Here is a 21,147-nt window from a genome sequence, read left to right as displayed (position 1 = left end):
CTTTAAAAATTATAATGTAACATTTACACCGAAAGTGAATGTCCGGGTTTTGGGGTAAATATTGTATTGATCCAATCCGAACGCCCTTCCTGAATAGTTTATTTCTGGGTCAATGCCGCTATAGTTGGTAAGGGTCAACACATTGTTGGAGGCAATATATAATCTGATTTTTTCGAAGCCTGCAACATTGCGTATGTTATAACCCAATGAAATGTTGTCGAGGCGCACAAAAGAGCCATCTTCAAGATAATAACTGCTCACCTTGGGATTGTCTCTTAAACCCCGGTCATATTCATCAACTGCTGAGCGAAGTACGTTGCGATCAGGCAGGAATATCGGGTTGCCAAGAATAAGTCGTGTAGTGTTGAAAATTTCATGTCCATACACCGCCCTGACGGTAAAACTCATATCAAAGTTTTTATAGAATTCAAAATAGTTTGACCAGCCTAGTTCAAAATCAGGTTGAGCTGATCCGACATTGCGACGTTCTGCCAGGGTAATATCACGGGTCACACCACCAGCTGCGGTGTAAAACAGAAACATGCCATCGGCAGTAAGGCCGGCATATTCGGGCATGTACCAGGTACCTATAGGGATTCCTGGCTCTACAACCTGAGTCCAGTTGTCAGCTCCAACAAGGCCCGGTCCTGATAGATAACTTTCTTTTAACTGTGACCAGGGATAGGTATCGTTTGAAAGACTAATTACTTCTTGTTTGTAGGTTGAGAATACAATAGATGTCCTCCAGTCGAAGTTGGTGTTTCTTACAGGGTAGGTTTGTGCATAAAATTCAAAGCCCATTACTGCAAATTCGCCAACATTAGCCCAGGTTCTGTCAACTTTGTTAGGTGGTACGGGAACGGAGTATAAGCCAAGCAGGTCATAGGTTCTTTTATCAAAGAAATCAAATGAACCGGAAACCTTATCGTTCAGGATTCCAAAATCAAGGCCGATGTTTAATTCAGCATTTTCTTCCCATTTCAGATCAGGGTTAGCATTGTGTGCAAAAGCAAAAAGGATAGCGGTTTCCCCGGTTTCAAAGTTAAAGGAATTGCCTGCTGAACGGTAATATTCTATATCGTTATACACACCAATTTCCTGGTTACCGGTGATTCCATAACCTACACGGAGGCGAAGGTTGTTCAGGAACGAAACATTGCTCATAAAGTTCTCGCCTGTGATGTTCCACATGGCCGATGCTGAAGGAAACCATCCCCATTCATTGTTTATACCAAATTTTGAAGATCCGTCGCGACGTATAGTGGCGGTGAGGAAATATTTTCCATCCCAGTTATAAATTCCACGGCCAAAAAAAGATATCAGCCGGCTTGACCACTTGTAGGAAGTGATATCTCCGGCAACAACATTCTGAAACAATGAGAGATCGTGCATTTTTGTAAAGTTCACAAAAGGTTGCCTGCCCTGGGCCTGAAAACCGGTTCCAAAATCTTCCTGGAATGAATATCCGGCAACTGTCTGAAGGCTATGCTTGTTAAATGTATTATTATATCTCAACGTCGCTTCCAGAACTCTTGATTCAAAATTGTTGTAGGACTTCCTTCCGTAGCCGTCAAAACTATTGAGATACATTGTCGTTGGCATAAAGTACGAGCCTTCATCATCGTTCCGCGTATAGGCCAGGTTTATTCCGGCTTCAAATCCTTTGAAAATTTCCAGGTCGGCTTTTACGTAACCAAAAAACCTTTTGGCATCTCTTTCGTTATCAATTTGCTCTATTAAAGCAACCGGGTTGTAATACTGGAATACGCGTTCGATTTCATAATAATTGCCGAAATAAGGACTTTCGGAGTCTTTGAGTGGGTCAGTAGGATTACGTTGGTAGGTTTGAAACAGCACCTGGTCGGCACCCCAACTACCATAATTGATATAGTCGTTATTTTCAAAAGTACCAGCGAGCCCTGAGGAGATGATAAGCTTATCATTAAGCGCTTTTTGGTCGAGGTTGATGCGGCCTATTGTCCTGCTTTTTGATGAACCCAGAATTACACCTGTAAAATCGCTGTGCGAAACCGAGGCACGATAGTTTGTATTGCCATCACCGCCTGAAAATGCCAGGTTATAATTTTGAGAAGAACCTGTACGGAAAATTTCATCCTGCCAATCGGTGCTTGCCCCGCCGTCAATAAAGAATGTCTGGAACTGGGGATTATTCTCAATAAACCCGCGAAATTCATCAGCCGGTAGCAGGTCGAGGCGTTTGGCAACATTCTCGTACGAAATAAAACTATTGAAATCAATTCGCGTTCCTTTGCGCTCTGTACCACGCTTGGTAGTAATAATAATTACACCGAAAGCGCCCCTTGAACCATAGATTGCTGCTGCAGAAGCATCTTTGAGAACATTATAAGATTCAATATCTTCAGAGGCAATGGTGGTGGGATCGGCACCAGGAACACCATCAATTACATATAATGGACCAGTGTTAGTTGATAAGCTTGAAGCTCCCCTGATTTTGATGTTAAACCCTGAGTTGGGGTCGCCACCTTGTTTTGTGATCAACACGCCTGCAACTTTACCCTGTAATCCCTGGATAGGATCAGTAAGTACACCTTTGTTCATGTCATCAGCGGTGATGCTTGCAACAGCACCCGTTCTGTCGCTTTTTTTCTGAACACCATATCCAATTACCACCAATTCATCAAGAGACGTAGATTCGGGCTCAAGACTGATGTTAATGGTGGCTGTTTGGTCGGCCGTTACCCTTACAGTTACTGTTGTTGGGAGGTAACCGATGAAGCTGGCGTTAAGCCTTACTTCGCCGGCAGGTAAATTTTGCAGCATGAATGATCCGTCAATGCTAGTTGAGGCGCCGGTTGAGGTACCTTCAACGACAACATTTGCGCCAGGCAGGGTTTCGCCAGTGATCTGGTCAGAAATCACGCCAGAAATGTTGCCTGTTTGACCAAAAACCGCAAGCAATGAAAACATCGCAAGCAGGGTCGAAATGAAACGTTTTAAAAATAGGCTCATAGTCAACTTAATTTAAGTTAAGATGTTGTTGTTGAAATTGTGGTTTGTTTTCTGAAATTATTGAAGGAGCGAGGGCAAATATACAACAATTAAGAGTTTGTTAATTATTTGTTAAACCTGATCTTCAATTTTTTGTCTTTTTTTTACGCAAACGATTGCAAAAGTTTAAAACCGGTAAGAATATTTGATTATCTTGGGCTGCTTTTTAAGCCAGACATGGCAGTTGACCTGGTAAACTGTTAATAAAATTGATATTTGAGCGAATGAAGTCACACCTTATCTCCATCAGTGATATTGCCCGTAACCTGGGCATCAGTGCATCTACTGTTTCCAGGGCACTCAAAGATAGTCCCAGCATCAGCGCCAAAACCAAACGCAGGGTGTTGGAAATGGCGCAGCAATCAGGATACCGGCCAAACATCCTTGCCATGAGCCTGAGAAAACAGAGTTCCCGCACAATCGGCCTTATCATTCCAGAAATTGCCCACCATTTTTTTTCTTCGGTAATCAGTGGCATCGAGGAGTTGGCTTATGCAAGCGGCTACCGGGTAATGATTTGCCAATCCAATGAAGACCAATCGCGTGAGGAACTCAATTTAACAGCCTTGCTCGATCATCGTGTTGATGGTGTGCTTGTTTCGGTCAGTAAGAACACTCTCGGCTTTGATCATTTTAAAACGGTAATAGAACAAGGCGTTCCGATCGTTTTTTTCGACCGCATCAGCCAGGAACTGGCAACTGACCGCGTAGTTACCAACGATTATGAAGGCGCACGGGCAATTACTTCACATTTGATTGAGAAAGGTCACCGCAACATTCTTCATCTGGCTGCACCCCGCTATTTGCTTGTTGGGAAGGAAAGACTGAGGGGATATGAGCAGGCCCTTTATGAGAACCATATTGACCGGCATATTGATTTTGTGTTGCAATGCGACACACGCGAACAGGTGAGAGCGCTACAGGACGAAATTCTCAAGCTTGCACCACGTATTGATGCAATATTTGCCGTTAACGATTTCACGGCTATCGCTGCCATGCAACTGCTCCAGGCAAATGGGTATGCCATACCTGCTGACATTGCCATTGCAGGTTTTGGCGACGACCCGATAGCATCCATCGTTACCCCCAGGTTAACAACAGTTGAGCAGAAAGGCTATGAAATGGGCAGGGAAAGTGTTCAGTTGCTGATACAGCGAATTGAAAATCCTGATAAGGAGATTCAGCCCAGAACCAGGATTTTTGAAAGTACTGTTAAAGCGAGAGAATCAAGTTAGAGAAAAAAAGAAATAAGCGAACCAGACGAACGAAGTAAACCTGGAAACTGTCTCAAAACCTCGGAGTTTACTTTTTTTTCATACTGATCAGCCGCGTTAGATCAGTATGACTAGATTTGACCTTTAGAGAAAGCCTCTTAATGTGAGAAGCCTTCCTACAGCTTGCGCTTGGTGGGGCAGCTTACCTACTGCACCAATGGTCGGCCAGGGCGATATTGAGTTCAGACATTATTGGTAAGCTGGAAATACGAATACTTTACTTATCCAGATCCACTGGCTTAATTGTATTTTATTCAGGAATCCACACAGAAACAGAACCGCCTTTGCAGCGGAACTCTCCCCATCCATCCCCATTGGTAGTTACCGTGCCATCTATTTGTTTAGTAATATCAACATAAGTTGTTTCAGGAGAGCCTGTTTCCATATACTTTACGCCATCATCTCCATTGCTGATTAAGACAGCCATTCCACGCTGTTCACCTTCTTTTCCCATTCGTGTCCAGCCAATACAGTTTGGATGATCCAAATAATCGTACTGATCATTGTATGCATATTCCTTTCGAACAAATAAGAACTGGTCAATTAACCATTGATGAGAATCTTTCCAGATCTCATATTCATTTCCATCTCTGCCGGTATCTATATAGTGTGCCCCATAATAATCAGCCGCGAAAACACAGGGATATCCATCTCTTCGTAAAAGTATCAGTGCATAAGCAATAGGTTTGAACCATGCTTCAACTACTGATTCGAGGGATTGTAATGCCTGGGTATCATGGCTGCTAACAAATGTTACGGCAAAGGTGGGGTGATCTGTAACAAGGGCACTGTCGAAAATTGTTTGCATGTTAAAGTTTCTACCTTCTTTGCCAGCACGCGCAAAATTATAATGCAGGTTCACATCAAAGAGCATCATATTCCCGTCAGTTGCTCCAATAAAATGTTCTAAGGCCGAGTTATTACCCGACCAGTACTCGCCAACTGCAAACAGATCGCGGCCGCTGTGTTTACGAACATGGTCCAGCCAGTCGAGAAAAAATTTGGATTTAACGTGCTTGGTTGCGTCAAAACGAAAGCCATCTACACCTGTAGTTTCTATATACCATTCACCCCAGTAAAAAAGTTCCTTTTGCACGTCGGGATTATTGAGATCAAGATTGCAACCCAGCAGGTAATCAAAATTCCCCTTGTCAAGGTCCACACTTTCATCAAATGATTTCCCCTCGAAAAGATAAATGGCATCGGTGTTATCATCCAGCGCGTTGTGGTCCACCGCGTTAAAATGCCACCAATGCCACTTTAATTCCGAGTATTTGTTATTTCGGCCAGGAAATTTAAAATGAGTCCATGCTTCTATGGTTTGTGAATCGCCAATGGCTTCGTGCCGGTTCTGAGGATTGATAGGGGTGGCATTTAGCTTTTCGGACTCATCGGCACCAAGCCTATGATTAAAAACTACATCGGCATAAACCTGCATGCCGGCATTTTGTGCAGCTTTAATTGCAGCCAGGTATTCCTCACGCGTACCGTATTTAGTACGTACAGATCCTTTCTGATCAAACTCACCAAGGTCAAAGAGATCATATACACTATAACCAACATCAAGTCCTCCCGCGGCTCCTTTATATGCTGGTGGCAACCACATAGCAGTTATTCCGGCTTCAGCCAGGGTTTTGGCATTTTCTGCCAATTGTTTCCACAACTCCCCATCAGCAGGAGTGTACCAGTGGAAGTACTGCATCATTACACCATTAGAAGTTGACATACTTATATATTTAATAAGTGTTGGTTTTGTTATAATGTTTTACAGTTTACCTTCAAAGTGATGCGGGGCATGGTATATCGCGTCAGTGCAGGTGAATCAGTTCTTTTGCAAGTACTTCCGGGATGTTTTATTTCTCATCTCTCTTCTGAAATGAATTGTTGAACTCTTCGCGGTCATAAAATCCGTCAGCATCATTCGAGTTCTGTATTGTTTTATCTCCCCTGTAATGGCGAACCACATCTAATTCATAATTAAAATCAAGATCATCTCCCTTTCTGAACCGTTTGGTTTTCGCAAAAGTTGAACTATCAATCTGGTTGGTATTCACCACTTTATTATCCTCATTTATAACTGCCATTCCTATTGGGATAATCAAGTGATTTTCCCCATCCTTGTTTAAAAATTCATGCACACCCTCGCTTGCAGGATTTTGATATGTATTATGCTCATTCTCAATCAACGATTTATCAACTTCAACATCGAGATAAACCACACGTTCGGCAGCTTTATTTACCAGCAGATGATCTACTTTGCCAATGGTGCGGTTGTTTGCATCTTTTACATCCCAGCCTCTTACATCGTGGTAATTTTCGGCCACTTTATAACCGGATAATTCGTCCAGATTAAAAAGATTTTTATTTGTATCTGTCATAATTTTAATTTTTTGAGATTAATCAATTCATTTTTTGAAGAAGGTCAGAAGCTTCTGCAAAGTAATGCTTAACAGCATCCTTTTGATCAAGCACCAGTACTCCCGGTTTTATTGAGGTTGATGCGCTCTTTAGTTCCTCAACGTCATCTGCCAAATCTGGATATTCTGCCTGTTGTATGTTTTGCAATACATCGCTTAAAATATCAGCCGCCTTTCTGATATTATCCGCATGTGTTGTTTCATGAGAGTCGTTGGTAATTCTGTTTGCATATTCCTTTACGGTTTCCATATCTGCCCGAACTTCATATCCAACCTCATTGGCCTTGGCATTGGTAGCCTCAATTAGTTTTAATAAGGCTTCATTTGTATAATCATGGTGTAGCCCCATGTTTTCCTTATTGTTTTCTACAAAAGTTACATAAGTTGCAACAGCGCCGTTATCACCATTTACCCCTGAAGGGGCAGGTTCGTTCGTATTGCTGATATAATCTGCGTCAGATACTGCCTCTGTATTTCTGTCGCTATCATGAAATACGAGGAAATAAATAAGCAATGCTGCAACGACAAGGCCTGCGATTATCCACAGCCAACCCTGTTTTTTTTGTTCAATTTTAATTTCTGCCATAATAATTTATTATAAGTAATGAATATATTGAAAAGACAAAGTTCATGACCTTTAAAGTAATAAGTGTTACATAATTTTTGTAAAAGGTTGCATAAATCACATATTAACCCTTTTAAAATTAATCAGTTCGTTGCACAAAAAATTCAATTCTTATCATCCTCCCAGTGTAACATCCTGATCGTTGTACCACTTTAATGCGTTGTAAAAATGATCTGGATTAAAATTGGGCCAATAATCATCCAACACATAGAAATCTGAATAAATAGATTGTACCGGCAGAAAACCACTTAAGCGGCGTCGGCCACCCCAACGTATAATCAGATCTATTCTGGATACATCAAAGGATTTAATATTACTGGTGATGTTTTTTTGAGCAGAATCAGCCAGTTTTAAATTGTTTAAGTCCCATTCCCAACCGTAGTTAACTAAAAAATTTACTTTGATACCTCCCTTTCCAAAGGTATGTCGTGTGGTAAATTTGCTCAACTCTTTGGGAAACATCGGCGATTCAAAATCTCCAACAACCAATAATTCAGCTTCTTCTTTGGACAAAATATTTACTGCATTTACACAGGCTTTGGTGAAGGCTTCACGCTGTTTTACCGGCCTTTTAACATTATCAGTAGTAAATCCATAATAGGTTACTTCTTTAATTCCAACCTCTTTGCATAACTTAAAAAGTGCTAAGCCAGGATCCAAGCCATTCTCATAACCCTTTTCTTTGGTCATTTTTTTCTCTTCAGCCCATCTCCTGTTCCCGTCGGGTATTATTCCAATATGTTTTGGCGTTCTCATTGCTTATGCCCTCATATTGATTGAATTTTTAATTAAACATATGTAACCTGTTTCCGGGCATTGAGCTAACTGCATTGTCCAAGCACAACCCAGATAATTATGAATACTACAATAGTTCCTAAACAGCCACCGCCTAATTTTTTTGCGCCGTAACCTGCTATCAATGCCCTGAATATCTTGTTCATTGTGTGTGAGTTTTATTTTTTCCTGATCTGCGTTTTATTAAATGGCTCTTTTACTCCGCTGGTAATCTATCTCCATTGTGTCCGCCAAACTGCTCTAACAGAAGTTTTGCAAAACGCACATCAGGTTTGGAAACCCTTGCGTTGAACTGTAATTCTTTTATGTGATGAAACATGGGCTCTTAATTTTTTTGTGAAGTATGTGCTGTTAAATTGTTTTGTAGGTTAACTGAGTGATCAAGATGTTTACGCAGTTCAACCAATGAAGTTGTTGCCCAATTCTTAATTTCTGAATCGTAGCCGTCTGTGGATGCTTTGTTGTAAGTGTCAATTGCATCTTTGTGTTTGCTTACCATCAGATCAACATACGCATTGTCGAAATCATTTCCTGATTTATCATTTAGTTTTGTGTAAGTATCCTTGGCATCATTGGTTGCTGAGGTTGGAATGCTTATCATTTTACTTTTAGCAAGTGCAGCTATATCATTAAGCGATTTAGTGTGCGCATCTTCCATCATTTTTCCCAATTCCTTAACTTGAGTTGTGCTTCCTTTTTGCTGAGCCAGTTGTCCTAACTGAATTTCTTCGAGGTTGATTTCGGCAGCGTTAACAAGGAACTGTGCGTCATTTTCTTGCTTATTGTTATCAAATTTTTCTTCGTTTTGTTCTTCGGCAATATCTTTGGTATCCTCCGTTTGCTGGTTAAAGCCGCATGAGGCAACGAGTAAGATCGTGGCAACGAATGTTACCTGAAGCAATGCTCCTTTAATATAATTTGTCTTTCTCATGTTGTTTTATTTTTTTGTTTAACTATTATTTTTCATTTTGTTTGAAAACGGAATGGCCTTCATTGTCATTCCGTGTTTTATTATAATTTTAATTCTACCTGTGAATTTCTTCGGCATTGTTTGAGCGCCAGTTTTCTTCAAAGTATTCAGCATCTTCATCATTACGGGGATTTACTCCTATAACAATTTGTCCGTTTTTGATTCCTGATTCATATAACTGAGCGCGCGCTTCAGGAATTCCTGAACCTACGAGAGCTCCGATTACTCCGCCGGTAATACCGCCTGCACCCGCACCTGCTAAGCCGGCAGCAATGGGTCCGGCTATAATAATTCCAAGCCCTGGTATCACCAAACTTGTTCCGATTGCGGCTATAACTCCTGCAATTGCTCCAACGGTGCCGCCAATAGCTGAACCTTTTCCAGCACCTTCCGCAGCTTTGGTTCCAATTTCGGTTTCTTTGACATCATCACCTGAAAAATGGTTTTTGCGCGTATCGTCTGACATAACTAAATTGATGTCGTCTTTTGTGTAACCTCTTTCCTGTAATGTATTGTAAGCATGTTCTGTGCTTTCACGATCACGAAACATACCTGTTAGCATGCCACGGTCTGAGGTTCTGTGCTGGTCCAGGTTCTCGTCTGGATTATTATAGTTGTTCTCGTCTTGAAGTTGATCGTGAAGTTCCTCCTCTGGATGATGTTGATTGATCTCGTCTACCAGTTGATCTTTGTTGATATCGTCTGAATGATCTTGATTTTGATTATGATATACTGTCATTTTGTTTAAATATAAATTGTAAATAATTAGTAAATGAACTGAGGCCGGTAAGCCGTGCCTTTTAGAATTTTTTGTTTTTAATGCTATCGGGAACGAGGTACATGTTTTTATCTTTATTTGTTTTGAGGAAGATCAGGTTACCTGCCATATCCATATGTTGACCTTCCTTTATCATCAATTTCGTGCCGTCTTTTTGAATATAATACCCATCGCTCATTATTCTTGTTCCGTTGCTCATGGTCATATCATTATCATGCAGGATGGTCATTTTACCATTTTGCACCCTCATCAATTTACCATTTTGCATCAGGACACCATCGGGATGTGATGCGTTAACGGGATTGTTTTGCATGCTTTGATGATGGTTGTTGACAGGTTCCCGCGGACTCATTTTTCTATTTGTTGAATCGGTTTGCGCGTAAGCACCAACGGTGATTGCAATCGCTGCAAGTACGAAGATTATTTTTTTCATTTTTGATTTAATTAAAGATTATTAATGTTTTTAACTTATTCATCTGCTCTATCATTTTAATTATCGGATGATGTGGATACATGTCGTCACACTGCTTCCATTTTCCGCATCGATGTTGCTAATATGCCACAGTCACTGATCAAGTATCTATCACCACCTCCATTGTATAAAGTACTGAATTCATACATTTTGCAAAGGTGATAAGTATAAAATCGGAGAGTCTTACATTGTTCTTGGAAAATGTTGCATGATTCACACCTTCCACTTCTGGTAAATCACAAAATGCGCTTGATGATGTGGTAGTATTCAGTTAGTTATACAAAGTCTGACAGTTGGTACAGATATAGCTTCGACGTTATTTGAGTCCGGTGTGTTTTTTAATGATCGGGGAGTCGCATCTTAAGCAGATTTTTTGGTATGCGCCAGCCAATTTGCTTTTAACTCATAATTTCTTTTCCAAGCTCAAAATTGAAAACTGTAAATACGCGTTTCATCAATGAGTTTGTTGATTTTTTGCAGTTGGTATTTTACGCACAATGGAGAGGGGATGTATCCGTACCAGATAAAGAACTTCATTCTTTATAATGTTTCCAACACCAGCAAAGATGTCTTGATCTAACACTTCATCACAAATTAATTGGTCAGCTTTAGCTTTTAATTTGACCCTGGCATTTTTCTTATTCCAGTGGTCATTCATAACATCCGCACTCCAGTCATAATAAGTGTTTATGTCTCCTTCAAGATATTTCAATGAGCAAGTATACAAATTTATTTCCCCGTTTTTACAAGTGAGATTATTCTTATTGCTCTGTCGGGTTTCTTTTTATCTACGGTACAACTGCCAAACATTAAGAAATGCACCCTTAGTGTAAGTCCGTCGAAGCAAATGAGGAAATGCTTTCCCCAGCTTTTAAACTCAACTATCTTTTTATTAAGTAAGATACACTGGTCAATTTTGCTATTGCCACTAACAGCAATAATTTTTTTTCCGGCAAATTTTGCAGTTGCTTCTTTGACTAAAATTATCGAGGGTCCTTCGGGCATGTTTTTAAGCTGATTTACTTTTCTTACCTGATAAACTTGCTTTCAACATTTCCATTAAATCATCACTTTGTTTATGCACGACTTTCATTTTTGGAGTGGCGATCTTTTTGCCTTTCGATTTTGCCTTAATTCGCTTTAGCAGCTTGGCCGTGTAAGTATCTTTATATGCTTCAATGCTGAATTTTTCCGTTAACTGCTCAACTAGTTTTTTAGCCATATCCATTTCCCTGGATTTTGTTTTTGACACGGGCGGTAGCTTTAAATCAGAAGGATCCCTTATCTCCTGGCTAAAGCGTATGCGATTTAGCACAATCACATTTTTATAAGGTTTTAGTATTGCCAGGCTTTCCTTATTTCGTAATACAAATGTTGTAACTCCAACCTTGCCAGAGGATTCTAAAGCATCACGCAACAGGGCATAAGCCTTCATTGCTTCTTTTTGTGGTTCGAGATAATAAGGCTGTTCATAATAGAGACTATCTATTTCTTGCTGGTCAACGAAGTTTATTATTTCAATCATTTTGGTTTTAACGGCGTCGGCTGCTTCAAAATCTTCATCATCTAAAATCACGTAGCCACCTTCCAGTTTATAACCCTTCACAATGTTTTCGTAAGCTACTTCTTTACCCGTGCTTTCATTTATCCTTTTGTATTTGATATTGGAGTGGTCTTTACTGTCAAGCATGTCGAGGTCCAGGTAGCTTTCCTGTACTGCCGAAAATAATTTTACGGGAATATTTATCAACCCGAAGCTGATAGAGCCTGTCCATATTGCGCGCATGATATCTTAATTTTAGTATTTTAATAACTCAGAGAAAAATTGCTTTTCATTGGTTCACAGCGTTTTTATTCTTTATTAAAAGCTTTAATTTCTTTTTCCAGATTAATTCCTTTACCTAGAACGGGTTTAAAAATATCACCTTTGCTTTTTATTCGGTCCAAAGCATTATAAATGTTGAAATCACTCATTTTTAGTCCTTTCTTTACTTCATCCCACATGAGTGGCATTGAAACCGTTGCACCGGGTTTGGGTCTTAAAGAGTAAGGCGCTGCAACGGTAGCTTGTGACCGGTTCTGTAAAAAATCAATGTACATTTTTCCTTTTCTTGCTTTTACGATCCGCTCAATGCTTGTATATTTTGGAATTTCCCTTTGCACCAATGTTGCTATTACCCGTGCAAATTCTTTTGATTGTTCATAGGTGTATTTTGCACCCATCGGAATGTAAATATGCATGCCGCTGGAACCACTTGTTTTTGGATATGATGAAACGCCCATAGCCTCCAGAATATACCTGCAAACATTTGCTGCTTCTATAACCTGGTCAAAAGTATTTTCTGCAGGGTCTAAGTCTATGATGCACCAGTCGGGATAATCTTCTTTTTCCACTTTGCTATGCCAGGGATTCATTTCAATGCATCCAAGGTTTGCCATGTATAAAAGGCTTGCTTCATCCTTTGCTACCAGATATTTTCTTAAGCGATTATCAGCATCGCTTTTATAATCAAACTTTTCGACCCAGTCAGGAGCGGTTGCTGTTACATCTTTAAAATAAAAGCTTTTACCGTTGATGCCGTTCGGATGACGGTTCATAGCTTGAGGCCTATCTTTCAAGTAAGGGAGAATAAAAGGTGCAATCTGATAGTAATAGTTGAGCATATCACGCTTCGTGATTTTTTCTTCCGGCCTGTATATCTTATCCAGGTTTGTGAATTTTATTTCATTTCCATTAATTTTCCGAACCTGGGTTTTATCAGCGGGGTTTAAAAATGTTTTACGGTCTTTTGACCCAACTGGTTTTATGATTGGTTTTGACTTTGTGCCTTTCTGCACTATAATTTCGCCTGTGTTCATAGCTTCTTTAGTAACGTCTGTTGCTTTTTTGTCGCTACGCATAGCTTCAAATGATGGATGCCGCATAATTCCTTCAGTCGTCATTTCAGTAAAACCTACTTCGCACACCAATTCAGGTTTCATCCATACTGCTGTTGCCTTTGGCGGATTGTTCCGGAAGCGCGAAGGTTTGTTTATTTCAGGCAATTCGGTGAAAGGCGAAGACTTCGTAATGTAAGGTTTGAATTGTTTAAGCATATCCAGTTGTTGTTTATCGCTAAACCCTGTTCCTGCTTTGCCTGTATACATCAACTTTCCTCCATCATAAACGCCTAGTAATAATGAGCTGAAAGACTTAGGTGTGTCTTCATTTTTTGTATAACCTCCAATTACCATTTCCTGTCTTTTATTGGCTTTTATTTTAAGCCATTCTTTGGAGCGAATTCCAGGGGAATAAGTGCTGTCCGATTTTTTCGCCATAATTCCTTCCAATCCCATCTTCTTTGCGGTATCAAAAAATTCTGTTCCGTTTACTTCAAAATTTTCACTAAAGCGAATAATACTATTCTCAGGAATGATTTGTTTCAACATAGTTCTTCTTTCACTCAAGGGGATTTGCATCAGGTCTTTACCATTTATCCAGAGTAAATCAAATACATAAAAATAAATTTCTCCATCGGCTTCGCTGCGCCAGTTTTGCAAAGCGCCAAAATTTGGTTTCCCAGCTTCATCCAGCACTACTACCTCTCCATCCACCACAGCATGAAGGTTCCATTGCTGAATGGCTTTATGAACCGGATAAAACTTTTCGTTAAACGATTTATCGTTTCTGGATTTTAAGTCCACCTTCTCTTTATTGCAGAACGCTACTGCCCGGTAGCCATCCCATTTTATTTCGTATTGCCAGCCATCTTTATCAAATGGTTTATCAACCACAGTTGCAAGCATGGGAGCCAATTTAGAAGGAAACTTTGCAGTTTTCCCTGAAGATTCGATTGCATCACCCGCATCCTTGTTTTCTTTTTCGCTCTTGTTCTTTGTAGAAGTAGCTTTTACATCGCTGCGTTTTTTGAGCGGAGTTTCTTTTTTGCTTTTCGACGAGGAATCTTTTACCCGATTATCTCTATAAAAATTAGTTGAGGTTTTTTCTATCTCTGCCAATGTTTTTTTTGAGATAACAGATTTGTCTTTCAGCGTGATATCTTCCCTGGAAACGAATTTATCTTTTACTTTAAACAATAGCCAGGCGTTCTCCTCTTTCCCGCGGGTTTTTACCAGCGCATATTCACCTTTCAGCTTTTTGCCATGCAGTACAAGTTGCAACTTACCGGCATGAATTCCTCTTCGTAATTCTTTATCCTGTGCAATTTTATCCTTTCCGTCCGCATCAGCAGGCTCGTAAAAACCTTCATCCCAAACGATCACCGTTCCTTTACCGTAGCCACTCGGAATGATGCCTTCAAAGTTTATGTAATCATAGGGATGGTCTTCCACCATCATGGCAAGACGTTTAACATCCGGATCTGTAGATGGCCCCTTAGGCACGGCCCAGCTTTTCAAAACACCTTCCATTTCCAAACGGAAATCATAGTGCAAATTCCTGGCATCATGCTTCTGAATTAAAAATCGAAGTTTATCATTATCAGGGCTGCCACCGGTAGGTTCCGGACTTTCATTGAAATTCCGTTTCTTTTTATATTTAGTAAGCGCCATTTTAGGGTTGTTAATATTTATGCCACACTGCTTATATCAAAAATTAAACCGTTCAGGATTTTTAATTTGTTGATGGCGTCACCCATTGTATTGTTAAAATATACAAATAGGGTTCTACCTTCTTAAATACACTATGCAGCATGATTCACACATTCCCTTCGAAGAAATCATTGAATTTCTTGCTGTTGTGATGGCCTTCTATTCTATAATGTTTAAGCGGAAAAGTCTTTTCCTATCATGATGAAGAAACAAAAAATCGGTTTCTGATTGAGTTGTGTGAATAATGTAATCTTTCCAAATAATTATGTAACACGTCTCGGTGTTGATGCACTTAATTTCGGGGCCCGGGTTTTTTCTAACCAGATTTTAGAATCTTCTTCAACTGGAAAACGCAGAAAAAAACCGGTAAACAAAATAATGTATATAGGTCACGCAGTTAAAAACTGGCTTTGTACTTCTCTTATTTAAAAGCATTCCTAATATAAAAATAGATAATAAAATATGTGGTTTACCAAATCAGCTGAAGCAGTTTTAAAAGAACTAAGTGTTGATCCGTCAATTGGTCTTTCTGACGAAGAAGCCTCAACCAGATTGAAGAAATCCGGTGCGAACAAACTGCTTTCAAAAAAAAAGAAAAGCATATTCCTGATGTTTTTTCAACAGCTTAAAAACTGGCTGATTTATATTTTGTTAGGTGCGGTGGTAATAACCCTGTTTATGGGGGAGTATGTTGATGTGATTATCATTTTATTGGTTATAAATATTAATGCTTTCTTAGGTGTTTTTCAGGAAGTCAAAGCCGGAAAAGCAATTGAAGCCCTACAGAAACTAACACTGCTTAAAGCGCTGGTTCGCCGAAACGGAGTAGTTAAGGAGATAGATTCTGAGAAAATCGTTCCCGGGGATATTCTGATCCTTGACGCCGGAAGAATCATTTCCGCAGATATTCGCCTGCTTGAATCCATTAATCTCCAGGTAGATGAATCATCATTAACAGGCGAGTCAGTTCCCTTAGAAAAAGATGCAACCTTAATTCAAACCGACCAGAAAACCGCACTGGGCGACCGCTTAAACTCAGGTTTTATGTCCACAGTTGTTACAAGCGGAAGGGGAATCGGGGTAGTAGTTGGCACGGGGATGAATACCGAAATTGGTAAAATTGCTTCCATCATTAACACGGAGGTCAATTCGAGAACCCCATTGGAAATACGCTTGGATAAGCTGGGAAAAACCCTTGGCATAATTGCAATTGTAATTTGTGTGTTTATTTTCATTGTTGCGATCCTTCAGGGAAGGGATTTGTCTGAAATGTTCATGATGTCAATTTCCCTGGCTGTAGCTGCCATCCCCGAAGGACTGGCCGCTATCGTAGCCGTTGTGCTGGCAATAGGTGTAACCAAGCTTTCAAAGAAAAATGCCATCATAAAAAATCTATCCGCTGTCGAAACCCTGGGTTCCCTCAATATTATCTGCTCCGACAAAACCGGAACCTTAACACAGAATAAGATGACGGTAACAAATGTCTTCACACTCGAAGGGCTTGTGAGCGAAGGCATGGAGAATAATACTTCTGAAGAATTATCATTGCTGGCAAAGGCCATGATCCTTTCCTCGGATGCAAGTTATGATAATGGCGAAGGGACAGGAGATCCAACCGAAATAGCCTTACTTATTATGGGCGACAAGCTGGGGATTGACCGGAAAGAATTGCAAAGCAGCAGTAAGCGTATCGCTGAATCGGCATTTGATTCTGATCGTAAGAGAATGTCAACACTCATTGAAGATAACGGGAAATTCATGGTTTATACGAAAGGCGCCATCGGAAACCTGATTGAAATTTGTACCCAGGTTTTAGACGGAGGCAAACCGATTCCATTAACCAGGGATCATAAAAATAAATTTCTTGTTGCAGCAGATAATATGGCTGATCAGGCCCTGCGTACACTTGGGGCAGCCAATAAACCGGTAAATGGGAAAATTGACCCTTCTGAGATGGAAAAAGATCTTATTCTTATTGGCGTGGTGGGAATGATAGATCCACCAAGGGCAGAGGTTAAAGACTCTATTTTAAAAGCAAAAAGTGCAGGAGTTAAAACGCTGATGATTACCGGCGATCACAAGAATACTGCTTTCGCCATTGCTGTTCAGCTTGGAATAGCAGAAAAAATTGAGCAAACCATTACCGGGCTGGAAATTGATGAACTTAGCGATTTGGAATTCGCAGCGCAAATTAGCAATTACCATGTTTTTGCGCGTGTTTCCCCCGAACACAAAGTAAAAATTGTGCGGGCCCTGAAATCACAGGGAAACATCGTTTCTATGACCGGTGACGGGGTCAATGATGCCCCTTCATTAAACACAGCCGATATAGGAGTGGCGATGGGCATTACAGGCACTGATGTTGCCAAAGGCGCTTCGGATATGATACTTATTGATGATGATTTTTCAACCATTGTTGCAGCCATCGAGCAGGGAAGAAATATTTACAATAACATTAAAAAGTCAGTAATTTTTCTGATCACCTGTAACCTGGGCGAAGTGATTACCATTTTCATTGCATTGATTATAGGTTGGAAAGCCCCATTGCTTGCAACACAGTTGCTGTGGATAAACCTGATCACCGATTCCCTCCCTGCCATAGCCTTGGGAATGGATCCCGGAAACCCGGATGTGATGAAAGAAAAGCCACGACCTGCAAAAGAGAGTTTTTTTGCAAACGGTGCCGGCATGCATGTTTTGCTCGGGGGATTTTTAATTGGGGCCTTAACTATCGCCGCTTTCTTTTATGGATATTATGAGCATGGATATTCCCCGTTTGATAAGCAGGTACCACCAAACACCTTAGAATATGCCCGAACCATGGCATTCATGGTGTTGGTAGTCAGTCAGCTGGCCTATTCACTGGCGATGAGAGATAAACGGAAATCCATTTTCAGCATTGGAATCTTTTCAAATAAATACCTTGTGGGAGCAATAGTTGCTGGCCTGGCACTTCAACTGATTGTGGTTGGAATACCGGTAATTCAAAAGGCCTTTCACTTGCAGATGCCTGATTTAAGGGCTTGGGGAATTATTTTTGCCCTGGGAATTATTCCCCTGGTTTTAAATGAGTTTTTTAAGCTGTTTATCAGGTTTCGAAGAAAGAAGGATGAAAAATAGCTGCTGAGTTGCCCTTTTATAATTTTCGCGTTCTCAAAAGCGGTATTGGGCAACAAATTTCATAATAGCTATCCATTATTCTGCTTTTTTAGGTTTTTCCAGTTCTCTCACAGGTTTAGTTTCCAAAGCGGCTTCTAAACGCCGTTTTTTTAATTCCATGAATTGAGCGCCTGAGGTGGCTTGCTCTTCTTTTGATAAGATTTTTTCGGCTTCAGGGAATAATTCCTCTTCCTCTTCGCTCAAATGGTGTTCGAGGATTTCTTCAAATACTTTGAACTTCACTATCCATCTTGAATTGTCTTTCGGGAAATCCTTCAAATCCAGTAGTAAAATATTCAGGACAAAATGTTCCTCCTGCGATTCAAGCGATTCGTCTTTAATTTCTTTTTTAGAATGTAATTTGCTCAACAGCAAATCTTCTTCCAATTCGTGATGAACGTCCAGATGTTTACCCAGAAGGTAAAATCTTGATGGATCTTGTTTAATTTCTTCAACCAATTTTCGCATTTCGTCATGGTGGGCAATCAGTGCCTTTGTTATTGTTTTCATAATATTCTGCTTTTTTTTTAATTTTAATTTTTTTGAAAATTTTTGCATGGTAGTTTTAGCCAGAAAGTATTACCAAATGAAGAAAAGTGTTACATCACTCACATGTGCAATGCATTTTTATATGGCAACAAACGTACCCTTGAGTTCTGCGTGAACGGGGCTATGATTTGACAAATATTTACGCATCGCATCTATAACCCTCTCTGAATGATTTTCACGATTACGGCCATATTTTTCAGGTACACCTTGCATTGTGACGAATGTTGCAGTGTAGTATTTATCAGCCTGAACCTCTTCATTGCCAACAAATATTTTTTGAATACGATTGCCTGAGGAGTTTTCAATCTTAAAATAGATATTAAGACCGAGACAACGTTTAACATATCCACCCATTTGATTGTAGGGGTCGCACGAAAAAGTCCTTTCAAGATTCTCCTCCAACATTTCCCTGAGTTCCTCCCCGGATATTTCTGTAGTTGAAACAGGCGGGTTCATAGGGATAATATTGTAAAGGTCGTTTAAGGTTATCTGTCCCGGAACTATTGGCGCACCGTAGCGCCAGCCATTTGAAAATGCCAGTTGAGCACTGGTGCTTTCAAGTAAAGCCTGGAGCATGAAATTATCCATAGTAGACTCCATACTTGTTCCCCGGTTGAGTGCTGTGGATGTTTCACCAACAACCTCCGCGAGTTCATTCTTGTATGGTGCAAGGGCATGCCTTACCAGTTCAGCTACTATTGGGTCAGGTTGTATAGCTGCTTCTACCTCTATCAACCGATGCCGGTAATCAACGATTTGCCCGCCGCTCAACTCCAAGTCCAGACGACCTAAAAATGAACCATGACAGCCTGATTGGATAACAATCGTTTTACCATTAAGAACCGGTTTACAAAGACGGTTATGCGTATGGCCGCTGAGACAAACATCTATGCCTTGTACTTCAGATACAAGCTTCATATCCTGAGCGAAGCCAAGATGAGAAATCAGGACAATCAAATCAATATTTTCTTTACTGCGCATCAAATCAATAATTGGCGGAAGTTCATCTTTACCCAATGTAAAGTATATACCTTCGCTGAAGGATGGCGGCATGGTCTTGTCCACAATATTCGAGGCTATTCCAATGAGTCCGATACGCAATCCGCCGATCTGTTTTATAGCATAAGCCGGAAAAACTAGTTTCTTAGTCGCTTTATCAAATACATTATTCGCCAGCATGGGATAATTAAGCTCAGCCACCCGCTCGTTAAAAACTGCCGGCCCATAAGCAAATTCCCAATGCGCTGTCATGGCATCAAGTCCCAATGCATTTAATATCGGGATCATTGCTTGGCCTTGTGTAGTTATGGCAGGATAAGTGCCATGCATCGTGTCACCGCAATCGCAAAAGAGACAATTCCCAGGATTTTCAGTCCGAATTTTTTGTACAATTGCAGCAATACGGGCATAACCTCCAACCTGTCGGTATACAGCATGGTCACCCTGCCAAAACATTTCCTGATGCACATCAAAATAAGCATGGGTATCATTCATTTGAACTATGGTGAGTCTTGCCTTATTTTTAGATTTCATTTTGATACTACTATTATATACTATTAAAAAGATACGATCCAAGGAACTTACCATACCAAAGAGCTGGCTAACTCTCCTTCATAAAAAGCCTGCTCTTTGGTAGAAATCAGCAAACTCCTATTTCAGGTTATTGGCAGCAAACTCCCAATTAATCAGCTTATCCAGCAGGGTGCTTACATAATCGGGTCGCTTGTTCTGATAGTCGAGATAATAAGAGTGTTCCCACACATCAATGGTTAGCAGTGGTGTTACACCCATGGTAAGTGGGGTTTCGGCATTTGGGGTCTTCATCACCTTTAATCTACTGCCATCAAGCACCAGCCATGCCCAACCACTACCAAACTGGGTTTTTGCGGCTTCGGTGAATTCAGTCAAAAAAGAGTCGAACGAACCAAATGAATCCTTTATCTTTATCATTAAAACCTCTGAGGGTTCTCCACCGCCATTTGGGCTTAAGCTATTCCAGAAAAATGTGTGATTCCAAACCTGTGCAGCATTGTTGAAAATGCCTGAATGCTCCGGTTTGCCAGCGGTTTTTTTGATAACTTCTTCCAGTGGCAAGCCTTCAAACTCGGTTCCTTCAATCAATTTGTTCAGGTTATCCACGTAAGCCTGGTGATGCTTTCCGTAGTGGAAACCAATGGTTTTTGCCGAAATTACCGGCTGCAGTGCATTCTCTGCGAATGGCAGAGGGGGTAGCATGATTTGTTTTTTGTTCATTTACTTATTTTTTAGTGGTTAGCAATTGTTCCTACTCGTAAAGCTTTTCGGATTTCGCTCCTTTTAAATGTTTGGTCATTGGTTTTATAAAGCTTATCATTACTGTCCCATTAAAATCTAAAAAAGTTCTTTGATATATTTGAAATTTAGTTTGTTACAGGCGTTTTTCAATTAAACGGATTTCAATTTGCATTTTCGCTATTCTTAAAGAGAATAGCAAATGCATAAGGATAAA

General features: G+C 40.3%; 15 protein-coding genes and 2 pseudogenes. 2 read left to right on the top strand and 15 right to left on the bottom strand.

Annotated features, from left to right (window positions below; translation table 11 throughout):
* Positions 1 to 9: 9 nt before the first annotated feature.
* Complete coding sequence (locus tag IH597_11790; GenBank protein ID MBE0663134.1) at positions 10 to 2,991, bottom strand: SusC/RagA family TonB-linked outer membrane protein; 2,982 nt, start codon at positions 2,989 to 2,991, stop codon at positions 10 to 12.
* Between the two features lie 263 nt (positions 2,992 to 3,254).
* On the opposite strand from IH597_11790, the gene IH597_11785 reads away from it, so the two are divergent.
* Positions 3,255 to 4,265: a LacI family DNA-binding transcriptional regulator gene (locus IH597_11785; GenBank protein ID MBE0663133.1), complete on the top strand. Its 1,011-nt coding sequence runs from the start codon at positions 3,255 to 3,257 to the stop codon at positions 4,263 to 4,265.
* Positions 4,266 to 4,554: 289 nt separating this feature from the next.
* Here the strand turns inward: IH597_11785 and IH597_11780 are convergent, their stop codons facing one another.
* The 11 genes and pseudogenes from IH597_11780 to ligD form a co-directional block, all read right to left on the bottom strand.
* Positions 4,555 to 6,030 (bottom strand): alpha-amylase, encoded by a 1,476-nt coding sequence (locus IH597_11780; protein MBE0663132.1) that lies wholly within the window; start codon positions 6,028 to 6,030, stop codon positions 4,555 to 4,557.
* Positions 6,031 to 6,157: 127 nt separating this feature from the next.
* Positions 6,158 to 6,682, bottom strand: coding sequence for a PRC-barrel domain-containing protein (locus tag IH597_11775; GenBank protein MBE0663131.1), 525 nt, complete (start codon positions 6,680 to 6,682; stop codon positions 6,158 to 6,160).
* 22 nt (positions 6,683 to 6,704) lie between these two features.
* Positions 6,705 to 7,307 (bottom strand): hypothetical protein, encoded by a 603-nt coding sequence (locus IH597_11770; protein MBE0663130.1) that lies wholly within the window; start codon positions 7,305 to 7,307, stop codon positions 6,705 to 6,707.
* Positions 7,308 to 7,460: 153 nt separating this feature from the next.
* The gene (gene uppS / locus IH597_11765; protein MBE0663129.1) at positions 7,461 to 8,102 is read right to left on the bottom strand and encodes a di-trans,poly-cis-decaprenylcistransferase; all 642 of its coding nucleotides are present in this window, start codon (positions 8,100 to 8,102) and stop codon (positions 7,461 to 7,463) included.
* A 253-nt stretch (positions 8,103 to 8,355) separates the two neighbouring features.
* Positions 8,356 to 8,460 (bottom strand): annotated as a pseudogene (locus IH597_11760) (manganese catalase family protein).
* Positions 8,461 to 8,466: 6 nt separating this feature from the next.
* Positions 8,467 to 9,072 carry a DUF4142 domain-containing protein gene (locus IH597_11755; protein ID MBE0663128.1) on the bottom strand — a complete coding sequence of 202 codons (606 nt, stop codon included), beginning with the start codon at positions 9,070 to 9,072 and terminating at the stop codon, positions 8,467 to 8,469.
* A 94-nt stretch (positions 9,073 to 9,166) separates the two neighbouring features.
* Positions 9,167 to 9,673: a hypothetical protein gene (locus IH597_11750; protein MBE0663127.1), complete on the bottom strand. Its 507-nt coding sequence runs from the start codon at positions 9,671 to 9,673 to the stop codon at positions 9,167 to 9,169.
* A gap of 238 nt (positions 9,674 to 9,911) precedes the next feature.
* Entirely contained in the window at positions 9,912 to 10,322 is a 411-nt protein-coding gene (locus tag IH597_11745; GenBank protein MBE0663126.1) for a hypothetical protein, read from the bottom strand.
* 355 nt (positions 10,323 to 10,677) lie between these two features.
* Positions 10,678 to 11,366 (bottom strand): annotated as a pseudogene (locus IH597_11740) (endonuclease).
* A gap of 4 nt (positions 11,367 to 11,370) precedes the next feature.
* Positions 11,371 to 12,147: a Ku protein gene (locus IH597_11735; protein ID MBE0663125.1), complete on the bottom strand. Its 777-nt coding sequence runs from the start codon at positions 12,145 to 12,147 to the stop codon at positions 11,371 to 11,373.
* Positions 12,148 to 12,212: 65 nt separating this feature from the next.
* A complete protein-coding gene (ligD, locus tag IH597_11730) occupies positions 12,213 to 14,912 on the bottom strand; it encodes a DNA ligase D (protein ID MBE0663124.1) in 2,700 nt (899 codons plus the stop codon).
* Between the two features lie 501 nt (positions 14,913 to 15,413).
* On the opposite strand from ligD, the gene IH597_11725 reads away from it, so the two are divergent.
* Positions 15,414 to 18,071: a cation-translocating P-type ATPase gene (locus IH597_11725; protein ID MBE0663123.1), complete on the top strand. Its 2,658-nt coding sequence runs from the start codon at positions 15,414 to 15,416 to the stop codon at positions 18,069 to 18,071.
* A 75-nt stretch (positions 18,072 to 18,146) separates the two neighbouring features.
* Here IH597_11725 and IH597_11720 read toward each other — a convergent pair whose 3' ends face one another.
* The 3 genes from IH597_11720 to IH597_11710 all read right to left on the bottom strand — a co-directional run bounded on the left by IH597_11720 (position 18,147) and on the right by IH597_11710 (position 20,894).
* Entirely contained in the window at positions 18,147 to 18,620 is a 474-nt protein-coding gene (locus tag IH597_11720; GenBank protein MBE0663122.1) for a hemerythrin domain-containing protein, read from the bottom strand.
* A gap of 117 nt (positions 18,621 to 18,737) precedes the next feature.
* Positions 18,738 to 20,153, bottom strand: a complete 1,416-nt coding sequence (locus IH597_11715; protein ID MBE0663121.1) for a 5'-nucleotidase C-terminal domain-containing protein — start codon at positions 20,151 to 20,153, stop codon at positions 18,738 to 18,740.
* A 156-nt stretch (positions 20,154 to 20,309) separates the two neighbouring features.
* Positions 20,310 to 20,894: a superoxide dismutase gene (locus IH597_11710; protein ID MBE0663120.1), complete on the bottom strand. Its 585-nt coding sequence runs from the start codon at positions 20,892 to 20,894 to the stop codon at positions 20,310 to 20,312.
* Positions 20,895 to 21,147: the final 253 nt, after the last annotated feature.

The organism is Bacteroidales bacterium, assembly GCA_014860575.1.
In the GTDB taxonomy this organism is placed as follows: domain Bacteria; phylum Bacteroidota; class Bacteroidia; order Bacteroidales; family JAAYJT01; genus JAAYJT01.
This window is presented reverse-complemented; position numbering and strand designations above follow the sequence as displayed.